The following is a 20,217-nucleotide window of genomic DNA, read 5'->3' as shown; positions in this document are numbered from 1 at the left end:
GCGAAAGGGTATCGAGCGGTACTGGATATGTCATCCACCACAGGCATTGATAGCCCTGCGATCGCAGTGCCGCCCGTTATGAACCGCGTCACAATAATATGGCTGCTGAGTGCGGCATTATCCATGGCAATGAAAGGCCAGTACCATGACCGCCATCCCTTTTCCTATACCTGCACTCGAGCCGGTAAATAAACCGATGAATCGTTCTTCAATGGAGAGACACATGACATCAGGACAATGTCTTTGCGGGGCTGTACGTTTTTCCCTGGAGGTTGAACCACGATTTTTTTATCGCTGCCATTGCACCCTATGCCGTAAGCAAACCGGGGTTGGTCATAATCTCGCCACGCTGGTCAAAGCTTGCGATTTTCGATGGGAAGAAGGGCAGGCTGCGATCACGAGTTGGCGCAAACCCAGTGGATACAGAAATGACTTTTGCTCACGATGTGGCTCGACTGTGCCTAATCCTCTTCGCGAGACGCCTTACTTCTGGATTCCGCTTGGGCTTCTCGATGTCGAGTTGAGCATGGAGTGTGTTGGAGACTTCTGCACCGATGACGCTATGCCATGGGATGAACAACGCTCGGAAAGAAGTCATCGCGCTGCCCCGGATTCACTTGGGTTTATTTTACATGAGCTCCAGGTCAACAACGATTGACGCAGGAGCTTGGTCGGCATGCAGACGAATTGGCAGCCTGGCCTAAGCCGAACAGCGTGACCAAACGCTGCCGACCGCTTCTTCGACGAACACTGGCCAATAGAATCCAACCGCCGCCCGGCACTAACGTATCTTGTCATGGTCCATAACCACCGCACGACCCTCCGCGGTCGAACTGCCCGGAACCGACCGGCCCCGCATCGGTAATTTGATCAAGGACAGTGAAAGCATGCTCGCCGCCACATAATCAGCAACGCCCTCCACCCGGTTCCGTGAATCGGGACCCGCCGTACGTTTACCCCTCAATTCCTTTCGAAGATTTAACCCATGTACCTACGCAAAATTGCAGTTGGGCTGTCGGCCCTTGTTTTGCTCTCGACCGGGGCGCAAGCCCGCAGTCTGCTGGACCTGCTCAAACCACCCACCGCGCAACATGAACAAACGTCCCGCTCGCGTTCGATCAGCCAGAACGCGGCCCTGGATCTCTATTCAAGCAAACAGAAACAGGCATCGTTCGACGGCTGCGCAGATCTGTTCCCGGCAGCGAAACCGATCAACACGGCCACTGTGCCTGCAACCATGAAACCCCTGGCTTTGTGTTCCGACAACTTCGCGGTGCTGTACTCGCAAACCAGCAAGACCCCGCTGGTGGTGGTCGAACGCCTGAATGCGGCCCAGTTGCAGGATGCCAAAGGGGAGGAACGCACCAACCAGTTCTACCCGGACCCACGCATCCCCAAGAGTGGGCGTGCCGAGTTGAGCGACTACCGCAGCCAGCATCCGGCCGTGGACCGTGGTCACCAATCCCCGGCCGCCGATGCACCGAACCCCAATGCAATGGCCCAATCCTTTGCGCTGTCGAACATGGTGCCGCAAGACCCGACCAACAACCGCAAGATCTGGAGCAAGATCGAGTCTGATGTCAGGAAATTTGCCAAGCGCGCCGATGGCAACGTGTTTGTCTTTACCGGCCCGCTGTTTGACCCTGGCCACTCCACCGTCGGCGACAACCAGGTGTGGGTGCCGACGCGCCTGTTCAAGCTGGTTTACGACGCATCGTCCAAACGTGCCTGGGCCTACGTGCTGCCTAACGCAGAAGCCAGAATCGAGAAACCGATGGACTATGAGACGTTCGTGAAGAGTACCGGGCTCAAATTGCTCGGGAACCTGCCCGTCACAGGTTCCGCAGGGCGCACCTGATGGCTGGATGAGCAGCACCCCAAAGGTTGAATGCAACTGATGGGGTGCTTCATTCACAGTCGAGCGCTGTGCGTGATTGCTGAGGATCAATGCCTTTGGATTAATTCCCATTAAAAAATCGGCAGGAAGTAACAAATAGTAAAAATGAACTATACCCAATAGGGCAATCGCTCCTGACCCCGGGACATGATGCCACTGAAGTTGGTCGTCCCAGGAACTTCAACGTCAAACAGACTGAGAGATTCTGGTTATGAACGCTTTGAAAATCGCTGCCAGCGATGCGGTACGAGATTGCTTTCGTAATGCCCGTGAAGTCGTCCGGCTCGACCAGACTGACTTTACCGATGTCGCCGTCGCCGTACTCTCGAAAGATGATTTGGCAGCAGGGGCGCTGGATGCCATCAAGCGTACCGGCTTCGACATCCCCATCTTCCTGGTGGCATCTCAGGGCCGCAGCAATCGCTCCCTGGAAGTCTACAAACAACTGCAGGATGTGATTTTGCAGGTCAATGGTGTGTTCGACCTGTCCAGCAATAATGCCGAGTACTACGGCAATCAACTGGAGACCGCCGCCAGGGCCTATGAAGAAAGCCTGCTGCCGCCGTTCTTCGATGCGCTCAAGCATTACACCGAATCGGCCAACGCAACCTTTGCCTGCCCCGGTCACCAGGGCGGCCAGTTCTTTCGCAAGCATCCAGCCGGCCGGCAGTTTTTCGACTTCTTTGGCGAGACGCTGTTTCGCGCCGACATGTGCAACGCCGACGTCAAGCTCGGCGACCTGCTGATCCACGAGGGCCCGGCGCTGCTGGCGCAGAAACATGCCGCTCAAGTGTTCAACGCCGACAAGACCTACTTCGTGCTCAACGGCACCTCGGCGTCGAACAAGGTGGTGACCAACGCCCTGTTGACCCCGGGCGACCTGGTGCTGTTCGACCGCAACAACCACAAGTCCAACCACCAGGGCGCCTTGCTGCAGGCCGGTGCCACGCCGGTCTACCTGGAAACCGCGCGCAACCCTTATGGCTTCATCGGCGGCATCGACGCCCACTGTTTCGAAGAAGACTACCTGCGCCAACTGATCGCCGAAGTCGCCCCGGACAAGGCGCAACTGCCACGGCCGTTTCGCCTGGCGATCATTCAACTGGGAACCTATGACGGTACCATTTACAACGCCCGGCAAGTGGTCGACCGCATCGGCAAACTGTGTGACTACATCCTGTTCGACTCGGCGTGGGTCGGTTACGAACAGTTCATTCCGATGATGAAGGATTGCTCGCCCATGTTGCTCGACCTGGACGAGAACGACCCGGGCATCTTCGTCACGCAATCGGTGCACAAACAACAGGCCGGTTTTTCCCAGGCCTCGCAAATCCACAAGAAAGACCGGCACATCAAAGGCCAGGCGCGCTATTGCAACCATCACCGGCTCAACAACGCCTTCATGGCCCAGGCCTCAACAAGTCCGTTCTACCCGCTGTTCGCCTCGCTGGATGTCAATGCCCGCATCCACTCCGGCCGCAGCGGCCTGCGCCTGTGGGACGACTGCGTGAAGTTCGGCATCAATGCGCGCAAGCTGATCATCGAGGCCTGCACCCTGGTCCGCCCATTCGTGCCGGATACCATCGACGGGCGCCCATGGCAGGATCATTCGACCGACGCTATCGCCAGCGACATCCGCTTCTTTGAATTCCATCCGAAGGATCGCTGGCATGCCTTTCCCGGTTATGCCGACAAGCAGTACTTCATCGATCCGTGCAAACTGCTGTTCACCACGCCGGGCATCGACCCGGTGGACGGCAGCTACACCGAGTTCGGCATTCACGCCGGCATCCTGGCCAACTTCCTGCGCCAGAACGGCATCGTTCCGGAAAAATGCGACCTCAACTCCATTCTGTTCCTGCTCACCCCGGCCGAAGACTGGGCAAAGATGAGTCACCTGGCGGCACAGATCGCCCGCTTCGAACGCTTCGTTCAGGACGACGCGCCGATGAGCCGGGTGCTGCCAGCGATCTATTCGCAGTACGAAGAACGCTACCGCGACTACACCATCCGCAGGCTCTGCCAGGAAATGCACGATCTTTACCGCCATCACAACGTGCAGCAATTGCAGAAGGACATGTTCCGCAAGGAACACTTCCCGAAAAAGGCCATGAACCCGCAGCAAGCGCAAATCGAGTACATCCGCGGCAACGTCGAACTGGTGGCGCTGGCGGATGCGGACGGGCGTATCGCCGCCGAGGGCGCGCTGCCATATCCGCCGGGCGTCTTGTGCGCTGTACCCGGGGAGATCTGGGGTGGCGCCGTGCTCAAGTACTTCCTGGCCCTGGAGGAGGGCATCAACCGCTTGCCCGGCTTCACACCGGAACTGCAAGGCGTTTATCTGCAGCATGAAGGCGGTCGCACGCGGGCGTATGGCTATGTGATCAAGCAGTAAGGATCACCCTCGTACTCGGTGGCAGGTGTCAGGTCAGCGGGCCCAGGGGTTAACTCTCTGAACAGGGCAAGGAGTTTGCGATGGCTGATTCAAGCAAGAAAATGGGTCTGATGGGGCTCACGACGTTGGTAACGGTCAACATGATGGGCTCGGGCATCATCATGTTGCCCACCAACATGGCGCAGTTGGGTGCCGTCTCTTTGTTATCGTGGATTTTCACGGCGATTGGTTCGATGGCCATCGCCTACTGCTTTGCCCAGTGTGGCGTCTTCTGTTCACGCTCCGGCGGCTTGTCCGCCTACACCGAAGAGGCCCATGCAAAGTCGGGTTTTTTCCTCTGCTCGTACCTGTACTTCCTGTCCCTGGCCATCGCCAACGTGGCCGTGGCCATTTCGGCGGTGGGCTACATGACGGCCTTCGTGCCCTGGCTGGGCACGGGGGCGATTCCACTGTGCGTCGGCACGATCGCACTGATCTGGCTGACCACCTTCGCCAACTTCGGAGGACCGGGCATCACCGGCAAGATCGGCGCGCTCACGGTGTGGGGTGTGATCATTCCGGTAGCAGGCCTGAGCATCATCGGCTGGTTCTGGTTCAAGCCCGATGTGCTGGCCGCCGCCTGGAACCCCAACAGCCTGCCGATCTCCGAAGCCATCAGCAAGGCGATTCCCCTGACCCTGTGGGCCTTCCTCGGCATGGAATCGGCGGCCCAGGCCACCGATGCCGTGGAAGACCCCAAGCGCAACGTGCCGTTGGCCTGCCTGTTCGGCACCCTGGGTGCCGCCGTGGTCTATGTGCTGTCGACCACCGTCATCCAGGGCATCATTCCCAATGACGAACTGGCCAAATCCTCGGCGCCCTTCGCATTGGTCTACGCCACGATGTTCAGCCCGATGGTGGGCAATATCGTCATGGCCCTGGCGGTCATGGCCTGTGTCGGCTCGCTGCTGGGCTGGCAATTTACCCTGGCGCAAACCGCCAAGATGACGGCTGACCAGAACCTGTTCCTCAAGCTGTTCAGCAAGGTCAACTCGATGAATGCGCCCGTCGTCGGCATGATCGTTTGCGGTGTGCTGCAGACCGTCTTGGCCCTGTCGACCATCTCGCCCGACGCCGCCGCACAGTTCAGCAAGCTGGTCAGCCTGGCAGCGGTCACCAACCTGATCCCTTATATAACGGCAATGACCGGCCTGCTGGTGATCATGCACAAGGCCGGGGTCTCGTCGGCCATACACTCGCGTAACGTAGTGGTCCTGCTGATTGCAATAACGTACGCCCTGTACGCCTTGTATGCCTGCGGCAAGGACGCTGTGATGGGCGGCACCCTGGTGCTCGCCGTCGGCTACCTGCTCTATGGATTCCTCGCCAAACGCTTCACCGAAGCGCCACCCGCCAACCAGGCCAGGGCCGGCAATCTTTAGGCGTGGCCACCAGGACTGCACAGACATCTGCATACGGGGAAACCGGACATGAACGTACCATTTGCCACAACCACCAGACTGCTGCTTGCCCTCGCACTCTCGACGCTGCCGCTCGTGGCCGGCGCCAACACCCTTGAACGCGTGCGCAGCAGCCACACCTTTACCCTGGGCTACTTGCCGGACCTGGCCCCTTTCAGCAAGCAGGAAGGCGACAAAGCCAGCGGTTATGCCATCGACCTGTGCCTGAAAGTCGCCGACAAGCTCAAGAGCGAACTGGGACTGCCCGACCAGCAAGTGCGCTACCAGCCCGTCAAGATTTCGGACGAGATCAACGCCGTGAGCCAGGGTAAAGTCGATATCCTCTGCACGCCGACACCGCCCACCCTGGAACGGCGCAAGATGATCAGTTACTCCATACCGATCTACACCGCTGGCCTCTCGGTCGTGGTGCGCAACGATGCTCGCGAATCGCTGCTCAATGTACTCAATGGCAAGGTCGCCAATAGCGGCCCGACCTGGCGTGCCAGCATCAACAATGGTCTGGCCAACCACACCTACGCCACCATCGAGGGCGGGGTGACCGAGGACTGGATTCGCGAGCAGATGCGCCTGCTCAACGTGATCGCCTCGCTGGTGACCGTGGCCAACAACGACGAGGGCGTCAAGCTGGTCGCCGAGGGCAAGGCCGATGCCTTCTTCTCCGAACGCATGCTGCTGCGCAACGAAGTCACCAAGGAGGGCGCGGCAAAGAACCTGATGCTCCTGGACCGCATCTTCGAGTACTCGCCGGTGGCGATGATCGTGGAGCGCAACGACGAAGACTTCCGCCTGCTGGTCGATATGGCCCTGAGTGAAGCCTATCACTCGGGCTTTATAGAAAAGGCCTACGACCAGTACCTGGGCGGAACCAACGCTACCGTGAAAAAACTGTTCAGGGTGTATGCGTTGCCTTAGTGGAATCGTTGGCAACGGGCCGTCCGCGGACGTAATGCTACTGTAGGAGCGAGCTTGCTCCGGGCGGCGTTCCGACGATGGACTCAAGAGCGCCGTGTTTAGCCAGTGAGCACGCGTTATCGTTGACGACCTTCGCGAGCAAGCTGGCTCCTACAGTGTAGGAGCTGGCTTGCCAGCGATGGACTCAAGAGCGCCGTGTTTATCCAGTGAACACGCGTTATCGTTGACGACCTTCGCGAGCAGGCTCGCTCCTACAGATGAGCAGCATCAATCCGCGAAGACCATGGCGAAATAGCTCAGGACAGGCTTGTTTGGTGTTTCAGGCGGATGCACTCACTCCTTCGGCTTTTTCTTGCGACGCAACGTCATGCAGGGAAATCCTCGAAGTCTCCGGCAATGCCAGCCCACCCGCCAGCGCGAGCAATGCAACCGCGATCAGGTAGAACGCTGGCGACAAGTTGCTGCCGGTCGTGCTGATCAGCCACGTCGCCACCAGCGGAGCGGTGCCGCCGAAAAGGGTGTACGCCATGTTGTAGGTGATCGCCGAGGCAGTGTAGCGAGTACGGGTAGGGAAGGTTTCCGAGAGCAGGGCCGCCGTCACCACACCACACAACACCGCGCCAATCGCCAGGAGCATGACGCCGACGATGGACGCTGCGAACGAGCCGGAGCTGGCCATCAGGAACGATGGGTACACGACCACAATCAACAGCGCGCAAGTCGTCATCACCGTAACCCGACGCCCGACCCGGTCCGAATACAGCCCGGCCAGCGGGCAGATCGCTGCAGCGAACAGCAATGCAATCAGCGACACCAGCAACGCTGTGGCGCGACTCAGGCCACCAGCGACTTGCAAGTAAGTCGCGAAATAGGTGGTGAACATATAAAACGACAGTGCCGTGAGTGACACAAAAGCGCCCAGACAACAGATAGCCGCACCATGGTTGCGCAAGGTTTCCTTGAGGGGGGAGTGTGCGACTGCATGTTCCTCGGTCACTGCCTGGAATGCCGGAGTCTCATCGAGCTTCCAGCGCAGGTAAAGACCCACCAGGCCCAGGGGCGCGGCAATCAGGAACGGCAGGCGCCAGCCCCAACTGCCCATTGCTTCGGCCGACAATGACGCCTCGAGTGCGTAGGCCACCACGGCTGCCGCGGCGAAGGCGGAAAATGTCGACACCGGAATGAAGCTGCCGTACCAGGCACGTTTATCACTCGGTGCATGCTCCATCAGGTAGGCACAGGCACCGGCGTATTCACCCCCGGCGGAAAAGCCCTGGGCGCAACGGATCAGGGACAGAAGAATCGGCGCCATGACTCCGATCGCCGCATATGTGGGCAGCAGACCGATCAAGGTCGTCGCCCCGGCCATCAGCAGAATGGTCATCGCCAGGGTTCGCTTGCGGCCGATCCTGTCGCCCAGCATGCCGAAGAAAATCCCGCCAAGGGGCCGAAACGCAAAGGCCACGGCGAATACCGCAAAGGTCTTGAGCAGCGCGGCACTGGCATCGCCACTGGGGAAAAATTGCTGGGCGATGGTCGTGGCCAGAAAGCCGTAGACGGCGAAGTCGAACCACTCGACGAAATTGCCGATGCCGGCAGCCACAATCACTCTTCTCAGCGTTCTTGGGCTGACTTGTTCCATCGTTGCGCTCGTCATGCTTGACCTCGACCGTTCGTCAGTAAGCTATCGATTATCGGGGCAGGCACTGAGGCGGCTCACTTCAAAAGTGTCATCCACATAGTCGCTACCGACTTCATGCCGTTGAATGAGGCATGATTCGCGCCAGATTGGCCGAGGGTGAGAAAAAAAGGGCGGTGTATTTCGCGTATTTGTAAAGCGTTGGCGGTATTGTCGGTCGCCAGGACTTGATCGATTGAGAAGGGATGATGACATTGACTGTCGAAAGCCTGGTCAGGATCGCAATGACCAATCCAGTAAACGCAGAACTTGCCGATCGCTTGCCCAAGCTCGGTTTGAACCAGTGCATGCTCACCGCCGGTTGCCTGTTCCAGGCCGTGTGGAATCATCAGTCACAGCGACCGCCAGCGTGGGGAGTGAAGGATTACGACGTCTTTTACTTCGATGATGATCTGTCGTGGGAAGCCGAGAATGAGGTCATCCAATCCGCTCGGCATCTGTTCGACCACCTCGATGTGAACGTTGAGTTCAAGAATCAGGCTCGCGTTCACCTGTGGTACAGCCAGCGGTTTGGCGGGGATTATCCTCAGCTGCAGTCGGCCAGAGACGGGATCGACCGCTACCTGATTGCCGGTACCTGCATGGGTCTGGATATTGAAACGGGCGAGGTCTATGCACCCAACGGCCTGGCCGATACTGAGCAAGGGCTACTTAGAATCAATCCAAAGAATCCGAGACCAGACTTGTTCGACCAGAAGGCGAACAGTTATCAGGTTCGCTGGCCTTGGCTCAGGATCGTAGAGACGCAACGTTGAATTGGCGCGAGGGGCGTTTACCGATGAAGCAATTTATTGGAGATGAAAGCTGATAACGCGTGCCACGACGGCCTGTAAACGAAGCAGCCCGTGGAGACGGGCTGCTTGGACTCTGGACTCGACACAACAGATCAGCTGTTGGTGCGATCGGCTGCCTTGGTCTTGCTTTGAGTGACAGCGGCTTCAGCCTTCTGTTTCTGGGCAACCTGGAAGGCTTTCATCGAGACTGTCCGGGCCGACTCCATGCGTGCGACGGTCCGATCACCGCCACCGGTGGCCATCGCCAGAGAAGAAGCGGTCAGAGCGGCGACTACGAAGAGAACTTTCATGGATTTCATTTGGGTATCCTCAAGTGAGATTTTTTAACAGTTAAAGCAGAATTCATGGGCTAGCGCTGAACGTCCTTGTTCAACCTGGATTCACCAGCCAGCCAGGGCGGCGTTTCCTGGAGTCCAGGTGCCTTGCTCCAGGCGCGCTTCGGCGTCTTTGTTTTTTGCCCAGACGGTGAGCAGTACCATCATTGCGAAACCGCCGACGATGAGCACCGGATAGGCTGCCAGCAACTCCACCAGCGAGTACTTCCAGGCCAGCGGACGACCAACACCCAGCATGGCGGCATAGAACCACGACACGCCAGAGAACGCCCCCGAGAACAGCGCCAGCATGCGCAGGCTGAAGGAGAGTTTCAGTAACGAACCGGCTTTTTTCAGCGCCGGCAATACAGCGCGATGCAACACGAAGCCGTTAATGGTCAACAGCACGACTATGCCGATTTTGGCTTGCAATTTTGGATTGAGGAAATACTCCATCCCCTTGCCTGCATAATCGATCCCGACAATGGCAACGCCCGTAATCCAGAGCCAGACAAGTGCAAGCGATACGGTTTTTTGAAGACTGTCCATGTGCGCGTCATCATGATGACCCGATGCATCTCCCTTCAGGAGTTGCTTGACCATTGCAATGTCACTGGTCAAAACCAGCCCGATTGCCACACAGCACGCGATAAGATGAAAATATACAACGCCCAGGCGTAAATATTCCCCGACTGGTGAAGTAAGAATACTGAGTTCCATGACTACCTCTTTGTTCAAACAGTGAATCAATCTGACTTTCAGGACGGCTTGATTAGAGTTTGCCGTTGCTGACGAAAGTTATGATTCAGCCGTTTCAATTGGATTATCTTGTGGCATTACGCGGCCAAGATAAAAGCGAGTTTGGCGAATGAACTTTTAGTCATTCGATTATTCCATTTTCAGGTAATAAAAAACCTCATCCGCACTTGGCGCATATGAGGTTTAACTTCCGCTTCTGGGGTCAGGTGAGGATCAGAGCCCGTGCCACCTGCTGCGCATTCTGAACGAAAAAACCGTGTCAGTTCATTTTTTGATCAATTTTGCTGACCAACGGCAGTGTCCCTAGCTAGTTGCACATTGCCAGCTTTTATCGCGCAGCCTGCACCATTACTGGGTTTGCGGCGAGTCGGAAGGCAGACAAGAGCCCTGGCGTTTTTTTGGTCTTTTTTTTCAGATTCCATGGAGGAAATCGGGATGTGTGAGTGAATCCGCCATAAAAAAGCCTTTGGCCGGGTTAACAAACCAGGTCAAGGCACTGCCATTTTCCCCTCCAAAAAAGCCCATTCGCGGCATAGCCACAGGGGAATTTTCAGCAAACAAGTTGCCTCTGCATTTGCTGACGACATAAACAGCCGTTTATAGACGACGCTAGCCTTTGCCTCCGTTGCCGTTGCTATTTACGGGTTTCTGTCGACCTCGACCTGTGGCCCGACGCCATCTCCGGTACGGAAAGTCGGTAACGCAACCGAGTTCACGAATTTCACGCCGTCCCAACTGGGCAAGGGTGTGGGCATCAATTGGAACTGGCCCGGGTGCTCGGAGTCCCAACGCAGCAGCATCGCCGTATCCTCATGCTGTGTGTTGTGGCAGTGCTCCATGTAGGTACCGGCAAACTCACGGATGTGCATGGCTATTTCGACATTGTCGAGGCTCTCGGAACTGTCGCCTACACGGTAGATATCCTTGCGCGCGCCTTTTTCCCATTCTGGTGGTGGTTTGCCACCTCGACTGAGAATGACCCCTTCCTCGAAGTGCACATGCACCGGGTGACTCCAGCCATTGCCGCCGTTCTCGATCTTCCAGACTTCCAGCGTGCCTTCGCCCTTGAACCCTGCCGGTGTCGGGCCAGTGGCCAGTTGTGGCGCGGCTGAAATCCGGCGCGGGTCCATGCCGAAGCCTTCGCCGCCATCGGTCTTGATCGTCCAGGGCTTGAAATCCGTGCCGTTGGAGCGGCCAAAGATGAAGGTGCGGTGCCGCGCCTGGGCAAGCCGGGCGATATCGGCAGGGTCATCACGGTGCAAGGGCAGGGGGATCATGACCTTGCCCTCGGGTTTGCCAGGCTTGGCGGGCTCGAAGTCGACCGGATTCATGCTGACATCCTGGCCGGTGTAAGGCTGGACGTTCAGTTGCAGGAACAGGCCCACGCCCGGGTCACCGTTGACCCACTGTGGTCCGTGGCTGGTTTGCCTGACCACGGGCAGGTACCTTTCGGAGAGGACATCGGCCAATGGAATGTCACGATTCGGACGCCTGCCGTTTTCATGCTCCTCGATGTTGACGAAGAAAATCCTGTCGCCCGGGCTGATGCCGTTTTTCGCGAAGTCGACGATGATGTCATAGCGTTCGGCAATGGCCTGCATCGGCAGAATGCCATTGTGGTCCTGTGTGTCGCCGTCGCCATCGAGGTCCAGGCTGCCATCGAACGGTACCGCGTGCTCCATGATATTGCCGTCGTTGGCAATCAGGTGGAACGGCACCCGGTTGTATGAGACCCCGGAGCCGTTCGGGCCAGGAAACTCGCCAGCATTACCATTGACCTGGCGCACCATCGCCAGCTTGAAGTAGCGAGAAACCGATCCGTTGAGAATGCGGAAACGGTAGCGGCGGGCACGTACGTCCAGGAAGGGCTTGTACACCCAGTTGGTCAGCATCTGGTCACCGAGAAAACCGTCGGTGTTGAAGGGGTTGAACCACAACTGGCCGGTCTGGTCCCAGGCCTTGTCGGCGATCGTCAGGTTGACGTCATAGTCGCGGTTACCCCAGCCCAGCGCCGAACCGCTGGGCAAGCGCAGGTTGACCCCGTCGTCGACCGACTCGTTGCCACGGTCCACGGCGCTGTAGTAGTTCATCATCGTGGCATTGCCCTTGTAGACGTTCTGCGCGGTGAAATCGAGCATGTGGTCGTGGAACCAGTGGCTGCTCATGGTTTCACGCCAGTCGCCACGGATCTTGATGGTGCCGTTGTTACAGGTCTTGAGGCCCGGAGCGGCATCGTTGACGAACAGGGTTTCACCGGGGTCGCAAGGGAACGCGGCCCGTGGGTCCTCGGCAGTGGTGTTGATGGTGTCGTAACCGGCCAACTGGATCGGCCAGCGATAGTCGTAGTACTGGCCCGGGAAGAAGAACGCGTTGGTAAAGCCGTCGCTTTCCGCGGGCGTGTGGCCGTTGTGTTCATGGGTGGTGAGGGTGTGCAGGCCAAAGCCCCGGTTGGCCGACGGGTCAATGGGCAAGGCATCGTAATGACGCATCAGCATCGCTTGGCCATAGCGTACTAAAAGCAGTTTGGGCGGAAAGGTGCCGTCGAATGTCCACAACGCATTGTGGTCCTGGACAGGGAAGTTGGGGTGAAACTGCACTTGAATGCCCTTGGTGGTGCCCTCGTTGGCCGGGTTGCCGCTGGTGTTGTGATAGAGCCCGCCTGGGGCAAATTCCCCTACGGCGTAGTTATGCCGTTGCATGCGATCACGAAAGCCGCTGTTGACGTGCGCGCCGGCTTGCACCGTCTTGAAGGCGTCGCGCGGGAAAAACTCGTTGAAACGCTGGTGCGACCAGCCTTTTCCCGGTGGCCGGCCTTCTGCGGGCGAATCGACCCGGCGATTGAGGAACAGCTCGATCTGCGCCTTCCAGGGGTTGCGGTCCAGTACATTGGAGAACTCGGTCGGGAAGGGCGTCAATGCCGGCTGCCTGAGAAAGGCATCCAGCGCATCCGGTGACGGGCCGCTACGCGCCACGTTCAATGGATCTTGCGCTGGTGCGGGGCCCAGCGTCGGAACCGGAAACGGAACGGGGGATGGCGGGTCGGTCGCATCCAGTTTGTTCGAGCCGAATTCCTCGAAAAGTTCAAGCTTCTGGGTGAACGGTTGAACCCCGAACACCGGGCTGGCATTACCGTTAGTGGGGATATTGAAGCTGGGTTGCAGGTCGGGGGGCAGCACATTGTCGACAAAGGGGGTCCTGCCGTTACCGACTACTCCATTGGGCAAGTCGAAGGCCCCGACGTTTGCGGGAGGCAGCTTGAGCAAGTCCCGCAATGCGGCATCGGGGTCGGCGGGCGGGTTGGTGAACGCCGATGGGTCGGTAGGAGGCGGTGGATCGGTGTTGTCGAGGGGGACTGCCTGGGTCCGGGACAAGCCCAGCCCGAGGATGATCACGGCAGCAGAGATACTTAACGCCAGCCTGGTTTTGGACAATGGACTAGTTTTCAGCCTTCCGGCATCCAGTTTCATCGCAAACACCTCTGACGATTCCTCGGAACGCGCGGCAATACATGGGCATTGAGCCACTGCTCCTGGCCCGGCTGGCGAAATGTTTGATTTCGAACCGGGATAAGGATGATGCAAATTTTCCGCCAAAAGTGAAAGAAGGTGACTAATGGCTCTACGCCGCGTACCCCTTGTCTGCTGGCTTCAGGCAGGTAGGAGCAGCCAGGATGAATACCCCCGATGACGGGGAATATCCCCCAATAATGGGTGCGATTATGCGCAGTGTCTGGGCTAAGAGAAATGGCCACGTCAGTCGAGTGGCAGCGATATCGTCAATCTCGTTCCTTTGTCCGGTGCGCTGTCGATCGTGAATTCGCCGCCCAGCATGCTGATGCGTTCCTTCATCCCCACCAACCCGAACGAGTTCATTTTTTTGCGATCCGTCATGCCTACGCCATTGTCTTTGATCAGCAGGTAAAGCCGGCGACCCTCCCTGTAGAGTTCGATATGCACCTGTGTCGCTTGCGCGTGCCGGGCAATATTCGATAGCGATTCCTGCACGATGCGGAACAGAGTCGTGGCGGATTTTTCATTCAGATCGCAACGCAAACTCTCGTCTTTCACCGACATCGTGCAATCGATCACGCTGCGCTGCCGGAACTCTTCAAGTTGCCACTCGATCGCTGCCTGTAGTCCCAGATCGAGTACGGGCGGTCGAAGATCATTGATGATGCTGCGGACACTGCGGATGGCTGTATCGAGGTGATTCAGGGCGTCGCTGACCTTTTCGTTGAGCTTGGGGTGCCGGGTACTGGTGCGCGCCTGCAACATGGATACGTCAATTCGCAATGCCAGCAGACTCTGTCCCAGCTCGTCATGGATGTCGCGTGCGATGCGCTTTCGCTCTTCTTCCTTGATGTGCTCCTGATAGGCGGCCAGTTCGCGCAGCTGCAGCTTCGATTGCAGCAGTTCTTCGGCCTGCATCGTCAGTTTGCGCTGCAAGTAGTACAGATCGACAAACACCAGGATCTTGGCGCGAAGAACTTCGGCCACAATCGGCGAGAAGATGTAATCCACTGCGCCGGACGTATAACCGCGGAAACGCTCGGAATCCGTATCGGCCTCCGCCGTGACGAAGATAATGGGCGTGTGGGCCGATTTCGGGCGGCCGTGAATGAGTGCCGCGGTTTCAAAACCGTCCATCACGGGCATTTTCACGTCGAGCAGAATGACGGCGAAGTCGCGCTGCAATAGCAGGCGCAGCGCCTCGCGCCCGGAGGTCGCCGTGGCAACATCGAGGCCCATGTCGGCAATCACCGCGGCGAGTGCCGTAAGCTTGCCGGGATTGTCATCCACCAGCAACACGGATGCTGGTACGCCATCAGGCGGGAGCGGTTGCCGCACCTGGGCTCTCTCTTTGAATGCCGGGGGTTCCTGCATATTTATGCCACTTCGGTTTGCGCTGGCCGCAATGAGCGCGGTACAGCGTCATCGATAGAGCCATTTGCGCATCAGTGACAGCAGCTGGTCGGTATCCACCGGCTTGCTGACATAGTCCGATGCTCCTGCCTCGAGGCACTTTTCACGGTCACCCATCATCGCCTTTGCCGTCAGCGCAATAATGGGCAGGGTTTCAAACCTTTTGAATGTACGGATCTGGCGCATGGTTTCAAAGCCATCCATCTCGGGCATCATGATATCCATCAACACGATGTCGGTATCGGGCTGCTGCTGCAGCAGTTCTATGGCGGTACGGCCGTTTTCGGCCGTGGCCACCAGCATTTTGTTGCACTCGAGCACGCTGGTCAGGGCAAAAATATTGCGCACGTCATCGTCGACCACCAGGGCCTTTTTACCCTCGAGACTGTCTGAACCCTCATAGAGTTTTTCCAGCATCTTGCGCTGGGTCGGCGACAGTGCGGATACGACCCGGTGTAGAAACAGCGCGGTTTCGTCGAGTATGCGCTCGGGCGATTGAACTGCCTTGATGACGCCCTTGCCGAGCAGTGCCCTGAAACGCTCGTGCTCCGGCTTGGTCAGTGTCCCTGCACCGTAGACGACGATCGGCAATTCACGCATTGCGTGGTCTTCCTGCAATGCCTCGAGAAACCCGATGCCGGATGCGTCGGGCAATTTGAGATTGATTGCCATGCAGTCGTAGCGTTTCGTTGCCAGTTTCTTCAAGGCTTGCGCGCCGCTGCCGGCCGTTGCGATCCTCACGTCGGTGTTGCCGAGTAGATCGAGGATACGGGCGCGGCTCCCTTCGTCGCCGTCGATGAGCAGCAGATTCCTGGTCTTGCGCCGAGCGAATGCCACGATGCCGACCAGCGCATTTTGAATCTCGTCGGCTGTGACCGGTTTGAGCAGATAGTCGAAAGCGCCATAGCGCAGCCCGCGTGTATGGTCGTCAGCGATCGAGATGATCTGGACCGGTATGTGACGCGTGGCGAAATTGCGCTTCAACTGCTCGAGTAGCGACCAACCATCGATGTCGGTCAGGCCCGGGTCCAGTGTGATCGCGGCGGGTTTGAAGCGTTCGACAAGCTCCAGTGCATCCGCGCCACGGGTCGTGACGATGGCCCTGAACCCCTCCTGGCGCGCGGCCTCGAGCAGAATGCTGGCGAATCGGGCGTCGCCCTCGAGCATCAGCAGCACCTGGTCCCCGGGTTGGACAGACTCGCGGTCGTCCAGTATCTGTACAGACGGGGCTGAAACGGGATCGCGCCTGACTTGGCCTGGCACCGTCTCTGTCGCTGATTCGTCCAGCGTCTGATGCTGGGCATCCTGTGTACGCAAGGGCACGTACAGCGCGAAAGTACTGCCCTTGCCGATCTCACCGGGGATCAGCCGCAGCTCACCGCCCAGCCGGTGTGCGAGCTCGCGGCTTATCGACAGGCCGAGGCCGGTGCCGCCGTATTTTCGTGAGGTTCCGGTATCTGCCTGCTGGAACGCTTCGAAGATGAGCTTCTGCTTGTCGGCAGATACGCCAATGCCGGTGTCGGTGACCACGAAGGCGACCACTGCGTCGGCGCTATTGAGTTCGCCGAGATCCACGCTCCACCCGGACACAGCGGGTTCGATGCTGATCTTGACACTGCCTTGTTCAGTGAACTTAAAAGCGTTGGACAGCAGGTTCTTGACCACCTGCAGCAGGCGCTTTTCATCGGTCCGGATGCAGGGGGGCAGGGTAGGGGCCAGTTCAATCGTGAAGTCCAGGCCTCGGCTTTCGGCGACCGGCCGGAAGGTGCGTTCGATCTGGTCGTGCAGATCGGCGAACAGCGCTTCTTTCAGATCCAGTGTGACCGTACCCGACTCGATCTTGGACAGATAGAGGATCTCGTCGATCAGCTCCAGCAGGTCTTTGCCCGCGCTACGGATGGTCTTGGCATATTCGACCTGCCTGGGCGTGAGATTGTGCTGCGCGTTGTCGCTGAGCTGCCGGGCCAGGATCAGCAAGCTGTTCAATGGCGTTCTGAGCTCATGGGACATACTGGAAAGGAATTCGGACTTGTACTTGGAGGTCAGCATCAGTTGCTCCGCCTTCTCCTCCAGCGACAGCTTGGTGATTTCGACTTCGCGGTTCTTGCGCTCCACTTCGGCTTTCTGCTCCTCCAGCAGTCCGGCCTTGTCCTCCAGTTCCTCGTTGGTCTGTCTCAATTCTTCTTGTTGCCTTTGCAGCTCCTGCGCCAGCGATTGCGACTGCTTGAGCAGTTCTTCGGTACGCATATTGGCTTCGATCGTGTTGAGCACGATACCAATCGATTCAGCAAGCTGATCGAGGAAGGTTTGATGAATGATGCTGTAGCGCGTGAACGAAGCCATTTCGACGACGGCCTTGACCTTGTTCTCGAACAGGATCGGCAACACGATGATATTGAGCGGGGCGGCCGCACCCAGTCCCGATGAAATCGCGACGTAATCTCCGGGGACATCGGTCAGCAGGATGCGCCGCTTCTCGTAGGCGCATTGGCCGACCAGGCCCTCGCCGAGCCGCCATTCATCGTTCACATTGATGTTGCCCTTGTACGCATAAGCGGACATCAGTTTGAGTTTCGCAGGATCGGGCGGGCTCTCGTTCATCATGTAGAACACACCGTGCTGGGCGTTGATCAGCGGAGCCAGTTCAGACAGCACCATCTTGGAGACTGCCGCCAGATCGCGCTGGCCCTGCAGCAGACGGTTAAACTTCGCGAGATTGCTCTTGAGCCAATCCTGTTCCGCGTTTTGCCGCGTGGTTTCCCGCAGGTTGCGGATCATTTCGTTGACGTTGTCCTTCAATTCCGCCACTTCACCCTTTGCTTCCACCTCCACGTAACGCGTCAGATCACCCTTGGTCACGGCAGTCGCCACATCGGCAATTGCGCGCACCTGATTGGTCAGGTTGGCCGCCAGACCGTTCACGTTGTCGGTCAGATCGCGCCAGGTGCCGGCAGCACCCGGCACGTTGGCCTGGCCGCCCAGCTTGCCTTCGACGCCCACTTCACGCGCCACTGAGGTCACCTGATCGGAGAACAGCGCCAGCGTATCGGTCATACCGTTGATGGTGTCGGCCAGTTCGGCGATCTCGCCCTTGGCCTCCAGTGTCAGTTTCTTCTTCATGTCGCCGTTGGCTACAGCGGTCACCACTTTCGCGATGCCGCGCACCTGGCTGGTCAGGTTGGCTGCCATGAAGTTCACGTTTTCGGTCAAATCCTTCCAGGTGCCGGACACGCCTTGCACCTGCGCCTGTCCCCCGAGCTTTCCCTCGGTGCCGACTTCGCGCGCCACCCGCGTCACTTCGGCGGCAAAGCTGTTGAGCTGGTCCACCATGGTGTTGATGGTGTTCTTCAGCTCCATGATTTCACCCTTGGCTTCCACGGTAATCTTGCGTCCCAGGTCACCTTTGGCCACCGCTGTCGTCACGTCGGCGATGTTGCGCACCTGATTGGTCAGGTTGGCCGCCATGCTGTTGACCGAGTCGGTCAAATCTTTCCAGGTCCCACCGACACCCGTCACCTTGGCCTGACCACCCAGTTTGCCGTCAGTTCCCACTTCGCGTGCCATGCGCGTCACTTCGTCGGCAAAGGTCGAGAGCTGGTCCACCATGGTGTTGATGGTTTCCTTGAGTTGGAGAATTTCACCTTTCGCTTCGGCTGTGATCTTGCGCGACAGGTCGCCGTTGGCCACCGCCGTCGTCACATCGGCGATGTTGCGCACCTGGGTGGTCAGGTTGGCCGCCATGCCGTTGACCGAATTGGTCAGGTCCTTCCAGGTACCGGACACACCGGTCACTTCCGCCTGTCCGCCCAGTTTGCCTTCGGTACCGACTTCCAGCGCGACGCGTGTCACCTCCGAGGCGAAGCTGGAGAGCTGGTCGACCATCGTGTTGATCGTGTTTTTCAGTTCGAGAATCTCGCCCCTGGCTTCAACGGTAATTTTCTTGCCGAGGTCGCCGCGCGCCACCGCGGTCGTCACCTGTGCGATGTTGCGCACCTGGGTGGTCAGGTTGGCCGCCATGCCGTTGACCGAATTGGTCAAGTCCTTCCAGGTACCGGACACACCGGTCACTTCGGCCTGTCCACCCAGTTTGCCTTCGGTACCGACTTCCAGCGCCACGCGTGTCACCTCCGAGGCGAAGCTGGAGAGCTGGTCGACCATCGTGTTGATGGTGTTTTTCAGTTCGAGAATCTCGCCCCTGGCTTCAACGGTAATTTTCTTGCCGAGGTCGCCGCGCGCCACCGCGGTCGTCACTTGTGCGATGTTGCGCACCTGGGTGGTCAGGTTGGCCGCCATGCCGTTGACCGATTCGGTCAGGTCGCGCCAGGTGCCTGATACGCCACCCACTTCCGCCTGACCGCCCAACTTGCCTTCGGTACCGACTTCCAGCGCCACGCGGGTCACCTCGGAGGCGAAGGAGCCCAAACGAGTCACCATGGTGTTCACGATCCCGGCGGATTTGAGGAACTGGCCCCGCAGTTTCAGGCCATCGAGTACCGGTGGTACCTGCTGGCTCAGATTACCCTCGGCAACCGAACCGATAACGCGAATCATCTCGTTCATCGGGCTGATGAGGTCGCTGGTGAGCGCATTGCTCGAGTTGACGATCTTTTGCCATGAGCCTTTCATCATCGGCAATTGAATACGCTCATCGACCTTGCCCTGCTTGCCGATCAGTCGCGCCACGCGTTCGAATTCGGTGGCAGTATCGGCTGCCATGTCGATGATCTCGTTGAGCGTGTCGGCGATCTTGCCCGGCATGCCGGTCCAGTCATCCGGCATACGCGTGGTGAAGTCACCATTGCGCAACGCCTTCAGCGCTGTCAGCAACGTCTTCATGTCGAATACTTCGATGGGTGTCGTTACTGTGGCCATGTCTATGTCCAGGCAAAATGGATGACACGCGCAAGGCGTTACGCAGGAGCCGGTATTGCAGTATTGACCATGCTGAAGACTGAGCGTTGGCTTACGAAATATTAGCAAGGTTGGCGCAATGCCCCGGATCCTGGGGAAGTTGGCCGGGAACAGGCCATTCCAACCGCCTGCACCCGCATTCCCGAGAAGT

At 58.3% G+C, this 20,217-nt stretch carries 12 protein-coding genes; 6 read left to right on the top strand and 6 right to left on the bottom strand.

From position 1 onward, the window contains the following. Positions 1-223: 223 nt before the first annotated feature. The 5 genes from C8K63_RS05180 to C8K63_RS05160 all read left to right on the top strand — a co-directional run bounded on the left by C8K63_RS05180 (position 224) and on the right by C8K63_RS05160 (position 6,667). The gene (locus tag C8K63_RS05180; RefSeq protein ID WP_108215716.1) at positions 224-658 is read left to right on the top strand and encodes a GFA family protein; all 435 of its coding nucleotides are present in this window, start codon (positions 224-226) and stop codon (positions 656-658) included. 327 nt (positions 659-985) lie between these two features. Continuing rightward, the gene (locus C8K63_RS05175; protein ID WP_108215715.1) at positions 986-1,858 is read left to right on the top strand and encodes a DNA/RNA non-specific endonuclease; all 873 of its coding nucleotides are present in this window, start codon (positions 986-988) and stop codon (positions 1,856-1,858) included. Between the two features lie 250 nt (positions 1,859-2,108). Further along, a complete protein-coding gene (gene speF / locus C8K63_RS05170) occupies positions 2,109-4,292 on the top strand; it encodes an ornithine decarboxylase SpeF (RefSeq protein ID WP_108215714.1) in 2,184 nt (727 codons plus the stop codon). A gap of 80 nt (positions 4,293-4,372) precedes the next feature. Further along, complete coding sequence (gene potE, locus C8K63_RS05165; protein ID WP_108215713.1) at positions 4,373-5,713, top strand: putrescine-ornithine antiporter; 1,341 nt, start codon at positions 4,373-4,375, stop codon at positions 5,711-5,713. Positions 5,714-5,761: 48 nt separating this feature from the next. Beyond that, complete coding sequence (locus tag C8K63_RS05160) at positions 5,762-6,667, top strand: amino acid ABC transporter substrate-binding protein (protein ID WP_108215712.1); 906 nt, start codon at positions 5,762-5,764, stop codon at positions 6,665-6,667. A gap of 319 nt (positions 6,668-6,986) precedes the next feature. On the opposite strand, the gene C8K63_RS05155 is transcribed toward C8K63_RS05160, so the two are convergent. Next, positions 6,987-8,324, bottom strand: a complete 1,338-nt coding sequence (locus C8K63_RS05155; protein WP_108215711.1) for an MFS transporter — start codon at positions 8,322-8,324, stop codon at positions 6,987-6,989. Between the two features lie 230 nt (positions 8,325-8,554). Between C8K63_RS05155 and C8K63_RS05150 the strand changes: the two genes are divergently transcribed. Further along, entirely contained in the window at positions 8,555-9,121 is a 567-nt protein-coding gene (locus tag C8K63_RS05150; protein WP_177413286.1) for a nucleotidyltransferase family protein, read from the top strand. A gap of 131 nt (positions 9,122-9,252) precedes the next feature. Here C8K63_RS05150 and C8K63_RS05145 read toward each other — a convergent pair whose 3' ends face one another. The 5 genes from C8K63_RS05145 to C8K63_RS05125 form a co-directional block, all read right to left on the bottom strand. Further along, a complete protein-coding gene (locus C8K63_RS05145) occupies positions 9,253-9,459 on the bottom strand; it encodes a co-regulatory protein PtrA N-terminal domain-containing protein (protein WP_108215710.1) in 207 nt (68 codons plus the stop codon). An 81-nt stretch (positions 9,460-9,540) separates the two neighbouring features. Then, complete coding sequence (locus C8K63_RS05140; RefSeq protein ID WP_108215709.1) at positions 9,541-10,194, bottom strand: hypothetical protein; 654 nt, start codon at positions 10,192-10,194, stop codon at positions 9,541-9,543. A 677-nt stretch (positions 10,195-10,871) separates the two neighbouring features. Then, complete coding sequence (locus C8K63_RS05135) at positions 10,872-13,700, bottom strand: multicopper oxidase domain-containing protein (RefSeq protein WP_108215708.1); 2,829 nt, start codon at positions 13,698-13,700, stop codon at positions 10,872-10,874. A gap of 285 nt (positions 13,701-13,985) precedes the next feature. Continuing rightward, positions 13,986-15,116 carry a response regulator gene (locus C8K63_RS05130; RefSeq protein WP_108215707.1) on the bottom strand — a complete coding sequence of 377 codons (1,131 nt, stop codon included), beginning with the start codon at positions 15,114-15,116 and terminating at the stop codon, positions 13,986-13,988. A 48-nt stretch (positions 15,117-15,164) separates the two neighbouring features. Continuing rightward, positions 15,165-19,991, bottom strand: a complete 4,827-nt coding sequence (locus tag C8K63_RS05125; protein ID WP_256594913.1) for a HAMP domain-containing protein — start codon at positions 19,989-19,991, stop codon at positions 15,165-15,167. Between the last annotated feature and the right edge of the window lie 226 nt (positions 19,992-20,217).

Origin of the sequence: Pseudomonas sp. GV085 (genome assembly GCF_003050925.1) — a bacterium.
GTDB lineage: Bacteria > Pseudomonadota > Gammaproteobacteria > Pseudomonadales > Pseudomonadaceae > Aquipseudomonas.
This window is presented reverse-complemented; position numbering and strand designations above follow the sequence as displayed.

Bases quoted from the DNA above. Each gene is read 5' to 3' on its own strand.
- C8K63_RS05180 (WP_108215716.1), top strand. From the start codon at position 224: ATGACATCAGGACAATGTCTTTGCGGGGCTGTACGTTTTTCCCTGGAG.
- C8K63_RS05175 (WP_108215715.1), top strand. From the start codon at position 986: ATGTACCTACGCAAAATTGCAGTTGGGCTGTCGGCCCTTGTTTTGCTC.
- speF (WP_108215714.1), top strand. From the start codon at position 2,109: ATGAACGCTTTGAAAATCGCTGCCAGCGATGCGGTACGAGATTGCTTT.
- potE (WP_108215713.1), top strand. From the start codon at position 4,373: ATGGCTGATTCAAGCAAGAAAATGGGTCTGATGGGGCTCACGACGTTG.
- C8K63_RS05160 (WP_108215712.1), top strand. From the start codon at position 5,762: ATGAACGTACCATTTGCCACAACCACCAGACTGCTGCTTGCCCTCGCA.
- C8K63_RS05155 (WP_108215711.1), bottom strand. From the start codon at position 8,324: ATGACGAGCGCAACGATGGAACAAGTCAGCCCAAGAACGCTGAGAAGA.
- C8K63_RS05150 (WP_177413286.1), top strand. From the start codon at position 8,555: ATGACATTGACTGTCGAAAGCCTGGTCAGGATCGCAATGACCAATCCA.
- C8K63_RS05145 (WP_108215710.1), bottom strand. From the start codon at position 9,459: ATGAAATCCATGAAAGTTCTCTTCGTAGTCGCCGCTCTGACCGCTTCT.
- C8K63_RS05140 (WP_108215709.1), bottom strand. From the start codon at position 10,194: ATGGAACTCAGTATTCTTACTTCACCAGTCGGGGAATATTTACGCCTG.
- C8K63_RS05135 (WP_108215708.1), bottom strand. From the start codon at position 13,700: ATGAAACTGGATGCCGGAAGGCTGAAAACTAGTCCATTGTCCAAAACC.
- C8K63_RS05130 (WP_108215707.1), bottom strand. From the start codon at position 15,116: ATGCAGGAACCCCCGGCATTCAAAGAGAGAGCCCAGGTGCGGCAACCG.
- C8K63_RS05125 (WP_256594913.1), bottom strand. From the start codon at position 19,991: ATGAAGACGTTGCTGACAGCGCTGAAGGCGTTGCGCAATGGTGACTTC.